This is a genomic window from Citrobacter sp. Marseille-Q5395, assembly GCF_947057495.1.
In the GTDB taxonomy this organism is placed as follows: domain Bacteria; phylum Pseudomonadota; class Gammaproteobacteria; order Enterobacterales; family Enterobacteriaceae; genus Citrobacter; species Citrobacter murliniae.
Genome location: NZ_CAMSEL010000055.1, coordinates 1 through 3,805, shown reverse-complemented (window position 1 = coordinate 3,805; position 3,805 = coordinate 1). Strand labels below are relative to the sequence as shown.

Below are 3,805 nucleotides of genomic sequence, written 5' to 3'. Positions count from 1 at the left end.
ACTAAATGATACTGCGGCATCAATCCCGGCAACCGCTTTCTGCAAAAGCTCAACAAGAATCTTGTTAGCCTGTTCTTCCATCGTCTTACCCTCTGTTTGTATCGTGAGCTAATAAAAAGGCCGCCTATTTGGCAGCCTGTTTGATTTCCAGATTTTTCAACGTTGCTCCAGCTATCCACTCCCAGTACATCCAGTGGTCACGCGCATCGCCTTCATCTTCTGCTTCAATAATCCGATCGAACTCTTCGTCATTCCACTGACCGGTACATCGAAATCGATTACCTTCCATTGCCTCACCTCATAAGTTAATTAACGCACCGTAACCGATTAAATCAGTGGCGTTGATTTACCGCGTGATTTCTGCACCGCATGGATTTTGTTTCCGAACGGGTTCGCATCTTTGTACCAGGTGCGATGACTCTTGCGCTCAACAGCTTCAGCGCGTTTTTCCATCTCTTCCCGATACTCAGCCAGCACCGTTAAATCAATCGGGTTCAGAGCGCTTTCTACGCGTGATTTAGGCTTTCGAGACAACGACAGAACAGGGCGGTTATTCGGCTTGGCGCTCACCCCAACTAACAGGGGATTTGCAGCTTTCCATTCGGCCTGTTTCTCTGCGCGGCGTTCGCGGCGGCGTGCTTGTGCATCCATTGTGGATCTCCTGTCAGTTAGCTTTGGTGATGTGGTCGGTAACCAGCCGCACAAGTCATGGCTTCTTCACGTTTACCATTTCTCGCTTGCCACATCCCAAAGCCTTCTGCTTTGAATGCTGCGCTTTTTCAGCGCCAGATTTTTAAGAGCTTCACCGTCCTGGTGAGTAGTGCGTCCTGCTGATGGATACAATAATCACCGCAAGTGGTAATTAAGTCAACACCGCAAGAGATAAAATATTACCGCTAATGATTAAGTGGCTGATATTTGTGTGTATTTATTTTTTCACTTGTAGTGATATGCTCATAAAAACATCAATGAGGGCGTTGCTATGGGTTTAGGAATGGGTATGGGGCGGGATGAACTATTGGAAGATCGCGCAGCGTTCATCGCTGGCGAGATTGGCGGAGCGGTTGTTGAGTTGATTATCGGAGGGATAGTAATTAGTCAGGATGCGATTGTGGATAGTCTGGAGGCCAAGAGGAAGGCGGTAGGTAATGTCATTCACAAGGGATTGTTGAGGGATGCTGCGGAGTTCGTGAGGAAAGGACAGTAAAAACCCGGCGTTATTTGCCGGGCAAAAATGCTGTTAGTCGGCCCAACCAGATTTCGTGTTTATCGCCGATTCCGCCATTGTGTATTTCTGTACAGTATTATCTTTAAACAGAATGGTTAGTTCTTTCTTAGTGCCGTTTGTCCCGTTATGGAACAATCCATAGAAAGGAATGAATGAGGTGCCATTTACTTTTACTTTGGCAAATGAGTACTTCCAAATCTCATTGCCACCGTCGGTATAAGAGACTGCATCAGGAGAACCAAACAAGGTTTTCACTTCAGCCTTGGTGGTTTTACCTTCCTGAATTTTAGACTGAACGCTTGTTTCCGTTTCGCTTTTAAGTTTCTGATTTCCAGAAGATGCGCACCCTGTTAGGGTTACAGCTAATGCCACTGCCAGAGCTATTTTTTTCATTATGTATATCCATTGATTGCAATCGGAATCATCTTAACACCATGAATAGTCTGGTCAAATAAAAACCCGTCTCGGCGGCCGGTTTAATTTATGTCTCAATATCCACGATAAAAAGTTTGAATATAGCGCCCTTCCTAACTGATGCCTTCGCGGTCACTTTGACAATGGATTCATTACTTAATCCCGAGGACAGATATCGGCTTAGGGATATTAGATAAGGATTATCGGATTTTGATGCAGAAGGGTCACTTATTTGAGCAGAAACCCTCTTATCAGATTCATCGCCTTCAATAATGACTTTGGCAGTCATTTTATGCGCATCAAACTCAGTCAGATAAATTCGATACTCTCTTAGCCCTATCACTTCATCATCGTCAAGTTGGTCAATGATGGCTTTATCTTCCTCATCAATAACAGCAGGTTTGTAACCACCCCCTGATGTGACGCTGATTTTATTGCATGTATTCCCTATGGGTGAGACCGCCTGCCTGACTGACGGGCGCAGTTCTCCTGCCATCTTATCAATCACTGAGATCAAGCCTTCGATGGTGTCTTTATCTTTGTTTCCGAGGGCTTCAATAGCCTTCTCAAGCGCTTCTTTAAGGTACTTCATTTCCTCTTTCTTCTGCGCATTCTTTGCGAAGATATAGGGGACCAATGCCCCAAGTATAGCCCCCGCAGATCCCGAGAACAATTGAGACTGGCTGATAAAATTCATAACCGTGTCGAGCGTAAAGCAATTTGCTCGGGCCTCTTTCGCGTATATCTTTACCTCTTGACTGGAGGTGTTGCGGGAGTATTTTTGCGTTAAAGCAAACGTTCCTGCTGTTGCGAGAATTTTTGAGAATCCTTTTATGGATTCACCTAAACAATAAAGATCAATCTCATGCTTTTCAGCGTCCAGTCCATCATATCGGAGAGAGAAATTAACATCTTGTAAGCCAGTGTTTTCCATCGCCAGTCCTTAAAAAATAATCACCCAAACGTCTCTTCAGGCCACTGTGACGCAACAACCTTACCAACAACCCTACAGTGTTCATTACACGGCATCATAGGGAATTGAGGGTTCAATGGCTGGAGAAATATCTGCCCGCTGTCCTTGATCAGTTTCTTGAATGTGAATTCATCACCACCTAATCTGGCGATACAGAAATCACCAGGGTCAACCGGTTCCTCTGGATCTACAAGAATTAGCATTCCTTCAGGGAAGCTAGGCTTTGAACCAGCTGGAGCCGTCATGGAGTGACCTTCAACCTCAAGCCAGAATGCATTGTCGCTGGCTTTCTTTGTTGTGCTTACCCATCTCTCTGCATCTCGTTCGGTGAATGTGCGAAATTCAGGTGAGAACATACCTGCTTGCACATGCGAGAAGACCGGGTAGTCATAGTCATTGCTAACCACTAAATCAGTGGATACAGACTTGTACATTTCTTCTATCTCTCTGGCGATAGAAGGACTGAACTCGCCAACATTAACTTGTAATACTCTTGCTAGTGCGGCTGCATTACTAGCATTAAGCGCATTTACACCATTAAGGAGTGCGGCAATAGCCGACTGCCCGACGCTTAAAGCGTCGGCTATGGATTCCTGTGAGAGCTTCAACGTAGATTTTTTACTCTCATAAATCGCCTTCAGACGTCTAGCGTCTTCAAGTTGCTCTGTTGTTAATGGTTTCTTTTTTATGCTCATAGTAGAAATTTAACACCGTAGGGGATAATTTACTAACACCGCATGTGTTGACATAATTACCTCCAGCGGTGATAATCAATCCATGCACTAAGGAGGTCGTATGGAACAGCGCATAAAACTTAATGAATACGCACAACGATTCGGTCAAACCAAAGCTGCTCAAGACCTTGGGGTTTATCAGAGCGCTATTTTCAAAGCGTTAACAGCCAAGCGAGATATCACGGTAATCGTGCATGCAGATGGCTCTGTTTCTGCTGAAGAATTAAAACCGTTTCCCAGCATTCGCCGCGACAATAACGCAGCCTAAGTAACACCCGCTCTTATCACATCTAAGCCCTGAAAAAGGGCGATTCAAAACAACAAGTCTTATGGCTATGCGTGTCTGCGCATTGGCCTATTTAACTATTTCAACACTCTAGGAAATTAACAAATGGAAAACTCAATTAACCGCAACAAGGTCAATGCCCGTCGCATTGAGTCCTGGTTGCTTAACCG

The 3,805-nt window shown here is 44.9% G+C and carries 7 protein-coding genes; 2 read left to right on the top strand and 5 right to left on the bottom strand.

What is annotated here, in order from left to right; genetic code table 11:
- Nucleotides 1-124: 124 nt before the first annotated feature.
- Both OH663_RS25810 and OH663_RS25805 read right to left on the bottom strand, forming a co-directional pair.
- A complete protein-coding gene (locus OH663_RS25810; RefSeq protein WP_263525938.1) occupies nt 125-289 on the bottom strand; it encodes a hypothetical protein in 165 nt (54 codons plus the stop codon).
- Nucleotides 290-327: 38 nt separating this feature from the next.
- On the bottom strand, nt 328-651 hold the full coding sequence (locus tag OH663_RS25805) for an antitermination protein N (protein WP_263525937.1): 324 nt from the start codon (nt 649-651) through the stop codon (nt 328-330).
- A gap of 331 nt (nt 652-982) precedes the next feature.
- Between OH663_RS25805 and OH663_RS25800 the strand changes: the two genes are divergently transcribed.
- Nucleotides 983-1,207: a hypothetical protein gene (locus OH663_RS25800; protein WP_263525936.1), complete on the top strand. Its 225-nt coding sequence runs from the start codon at nt 983-985 to the stop codon at nt 1,205-1,207.
- 33 nt (nt 1,208-1,240) lie between these two features.
- Here the strand turns inward: OH663_RS25800 and OH663_RS25795 are convergent, their stop codons facing one another.
- The 3 genes from OH663_RS25795 to OH663_RS25785 form a co-directional block, all read right to left on the bottom strand.
- Complete coding sequence (locus tag OH663_RS25795; RefSeq protein ID WP_263525935.1) at nt 1,241-1,621, bottom strand: hypothetical protein; 381 nt, start codon at nt 1,619-1,621, stop codon at nt 1,241-1,243.
- An 88-nt stretch (nt 1,622-1,709) separates the two neighbouring features.
- Complete coding sequence (locus OH663_RS25790; protein ID WP_263525934.1) at nt 1,710-2,576, bottom strand: DUF7946 domain-containing protein; 867 nt, start codon at nt 2,574-2,576, stop codon at nt 1,710-1,712.
- A 20-nt stretch (nt 2,577-2,596) separates the two neighbouring features.
- Nucleotides 2,597-3,310, bottom strand: a complete 714-nt coding sequence (locus tag OH663_RS25785; RefSeq protein WP_161623293.1) for a LexA family protein — start codon at nt 3,308-3,310, stop codon at nt 2,597-2,599.
- Between the two features lie 100 nt (nt 3,311-3,410).
- Here OH663_RS25785 and OH663_RS25780 point away from each other — a divergent pair, with 100 nt between their 5' ends.
- Nucleotides 3,411-3,617, top strand: a complete 207-nt coding sequence (locus tag OH663_RS25780) for a Cro/CI family transcriptional regulator (RefSeq protein ID WP_053389150.1) — start codon at nt 3,411-3,413, stop codon at nt 3,615-3,617.
- Nucleotides 3,618-3,805: the final 188 nt, after the last annotated feature.